Origin of the sequence: Streptomyces thermovulgaris, assembly GCF_002155915.1 — a bacterium.
Taxonomy (GTDB): Bacteria; Actinomycetota; Actinomycetes; order Streptomycetales; family Streptomycetaceae; genus Streptomyces; species Streptomyces thermovulgaris.
This window is the reverse complement of sequence record NZ_MUME01000327.1, coordinates 1-2,775: the sequence shown is the minus strand read 5'-3', so window position 1 is coordinate 2,775 and position 2,775 is coordinate 1. Positions and strand designations below refer to the sequence as shown.

Genomic DNA, 2,775 nt, shown 5'->3' with positions numbered 1-2,775 from the left:
AGATGTGTATAGAGGACAGCGGTCACGGACCCGGGGGCATGAGCCCCGGTCACGGCGTCTGTCGTACCCGCCGGGGCGGGGGCCCGGATGGTAGCGTTCACCGGCATTGGTGCCGGAGGCGTGCGTCCGCCGGGAGCCGACCGTCGAAGGGGCCGGAGCGCGGTGACCGAGAGGACTTGCGGGACACGGCCGGAAGCCGCGGTGGCCGTCCCGACCGGGCCGCCGTGCGCCGTGCGGCCGCCCCGTCGTCCCCGTCGGCCCGGCACCGCCGCGCGTCACGCCCCTCTTCTTCCCCTCATCGGTGCGGGAGACCGCCCCGCCCGCGCGGGAGGCCGCCGGGCGTGCCCCGCACGCCCGGGCCCGCGCCGTGCCGCTCGCCGGTCACGGCGCCGTCACCGGCACGGCCCTCGTCCCGGACTGTCGTCCCCCGCGGCAGAAGTTCGGAGGAACCCCTGTGATCGCAGTCGTCGGAAGCCTCAACCTGGACCTCGTCACCCCCGTTCCCCGGCACCCGGTGCCGGGCGAGACCGTGCTCGGCGGGGACATCACCGAGCACCCCGGCGGCAAGGGCGCCAACCAGGCGGTCGCCGCGGCCCGGCTCGGCGGACGGGTCGCCCTGATCGGCCGGGTCGGGGAGGACGACGCGGCCGACGCGATGACCGCGGCGGTGCGCGCCGAGGGAGTGGACACCACGCACCTGCTCCGTACCCCGGGGGTGCCCACCGGGCGTGCGCTGATCACCGTCGACCCGTCGGGCGAGAACGCCATCGTCGTCAGCCCCGGCGCCAACTCCCGCCTCACCGCGGACGACTGCCGAAGGGCCGGCGAGGTGCTGGGCCGCGCCCGGGTCACCGTCCTGCAGCAGGAGGTCCCCGACGAGGCCAACCATGCCGCCGCCGGGCTGGCCGGGGGCGTCGTCGTGCACAACCCGGCCCCCGCCGTCACCGGTGCCGTCCCGCCCCGCCGTGTCGACGTGCTGGTGCCCAACCGCACCGAACTTGCGGCCCTCGCCGGCACCCCGGTGCCGAGGACGACCGACGAGGCCGCCGCCGCCGCGGGCAAGCTGAGAGGCGCGGGCGCGGTCGTCGTCACCCTCGGCGGGGACGGGGCACTGCTCCTGGAGGGCACCGCACGGCTGCACATCCCCGCCTTCGCGGTCGAGCCGGTGGACACCACGGCGGCCGGCGACTGCTTCTGCGGCGCGCTCGCCGTCGCCCTGGCCGAGGGCCGCACCCTGGAACAGGCCGCCCGCTGGGCCTGTGCCGCGGCGGCGCTCAGCACCACCCGCGCCGGAGCCCAGCCGTCGCTGCCCCGCCGCGACGAGGTGGAGAAGGCCCTTCGCCGCTGAGGTCCCGGCCGGAGCCCCGGCCACGGCGGACGGGCGGGCACCGAAGGGCAGCGGCGAGGAGGGGTCCCTCCTCGCCGCTGCCCGCGCACGGCGCGCCGAAGGGCCTGGGCCCTGACAGCGGGGCGCCCGTACCGGCAGGGGTGCCCCCTCGGCCAAGGGGGTGCCCACCAGTCGGCCGAGGGGTCTACCAGGCCACCGGCAGCTCCAGGGGGAACCGTCTGATCGTCTGCGTGTCCCATCGCACCTTCTCCGGCGGCACCGCGAGCCGCAGCCCGGGGAAGCGCTCCACGAGCCGTCCGATGGCCACTTCGAGCTCCGCCATGGCCAGGGGCATCGCGATGCAGCGGTGCCCGCCCCAGCCGAACGTCATGTGCGGGCGGTTCGGCCGGTCGGGGTCGATGGTGTGCGGATCCGGGTAGCGCCGCGGGTCGCGGTTGGCGGTCAGGTACGACACATGGACGTAGTCGCCCGCCTTGATCCGCACACCGTCCAGCTCCACGTCCTCGAGAGCCACCCGCGGGATTCCCACTCCCTTGCGGAACGGGATGCAGCGGAGCAGTTCGTGCAGGACGTCGGTCAGCGTCCCGGGCCGGCTCCTGAGGCGCTCCATCAGCTCGGGGCGGGTCAGGAGCAGATACACGATGTCACTGATCTCGCAGGTCGCCGTGTCCTGGCCGCTGAGCGCCAGGGTGAGCGCCATGACCGCCAGCTCCCTGTCGTCGAGCTGCTCCTCGCCGTCCCGTGCCGCGGCCATCGCGCTGATGAGGTCCACGCCGGGCGAGTTCCGGCGCTGTTCGACCAGTTTGGCGAAGTAGGCCGTCAGATCGGCCTTGGCGCTCGCGGAGGCCTCCTTGTTGTCCGCGCCCACGACGAGCAGTTGGCGCACGGACTCCTGGAGACGGGGCCACTCCTTCCGCTCGACGCCGAGGAGGTCCAGCACGGTGTGCTGGGGAAGCGGGTCGGACAGGTGCTGGACCAGATCCGCCGGCGGCCCCTTCCTCTCCATCTCGTCCAGCAGCTGGTCCGCGAGCCGGACGATCCGGGGACGCATGCGCTCGACCTGCTGCGGGGTGAAGGCCTGCGAGGCCAGGTGACGGACGCGGGTGCTGTGCGGCGGGTCCATCACATTGATCGATTCGGGCGACACGATGGGCTCGGGCGTCATCCGGGGGTAGTCGTGGCCGATGATGCCCGCCCGGCTGAACCGGGGGTCGGTGGTCACCTGCTTGACGGCGTCGAAGCCGGTGACCAGCCAGGCGTCGGCATCACCGTAGCGAAGCCGGATCCTCACGGGGGACTCACGGCTCATCAGATCCGCGAGCGCGGGGTCGAACTCCAGGGCGTCGCTGAAGTCGAACGGGCATTCGACCGCCTCGTTCTCGCCGGTCATCAGTGGGCTCCTCGGGGCGTGGGGGCAGGGGTGCGGC

2 protein-coding genes are annotated in these 2,775 nt (G+C 74.2%); one reads left to right on the top strand and one right to left on the bottom strand.

Features of this window, described 5'->3' with window-relative positions; genetic code table 11:
• Positions 1 to 454: 454 nt before the first annotated feature.
• A complete protein-coding gene (gene rbsK, locus CCN35_RS22750; protein WP_067391016.1) occupies positions 455 to 1,348 on the top strand; it encodes a ribokinase in 894 nt (297 codons plus the stop codon).
• A gap of 184 nt (positions 1,349 to 1,532) precedes the next feature.
• On the opposite strand, the gene CCN35_RS22745 is transcribed toward rbsK, so the two are convergent.
• Complete coding sequence (locus CCN35_RS22745) at positions 1,533 to 2,738, bottom strand: cytochrome P450 (protein WP_067391020.1); 1,206 nt, start codon at positions 2,736 to 2,738, stop codon at positions 1,533 to 1,535.
• Between the last annotated feature and the right edge of the window lie 37 nt (positions 2,739 to 2,775).

What these genes read in the sequence shown, in the direction of transcription:
- CCN35_RS22745 (WP_067391020.1), bottom strand. Translation starts at nt 2,738, where the DNA reads ATGACCGGCGAGAACGAGGCGGTCGAATGCCCGTTCGACTTCAGCGAC.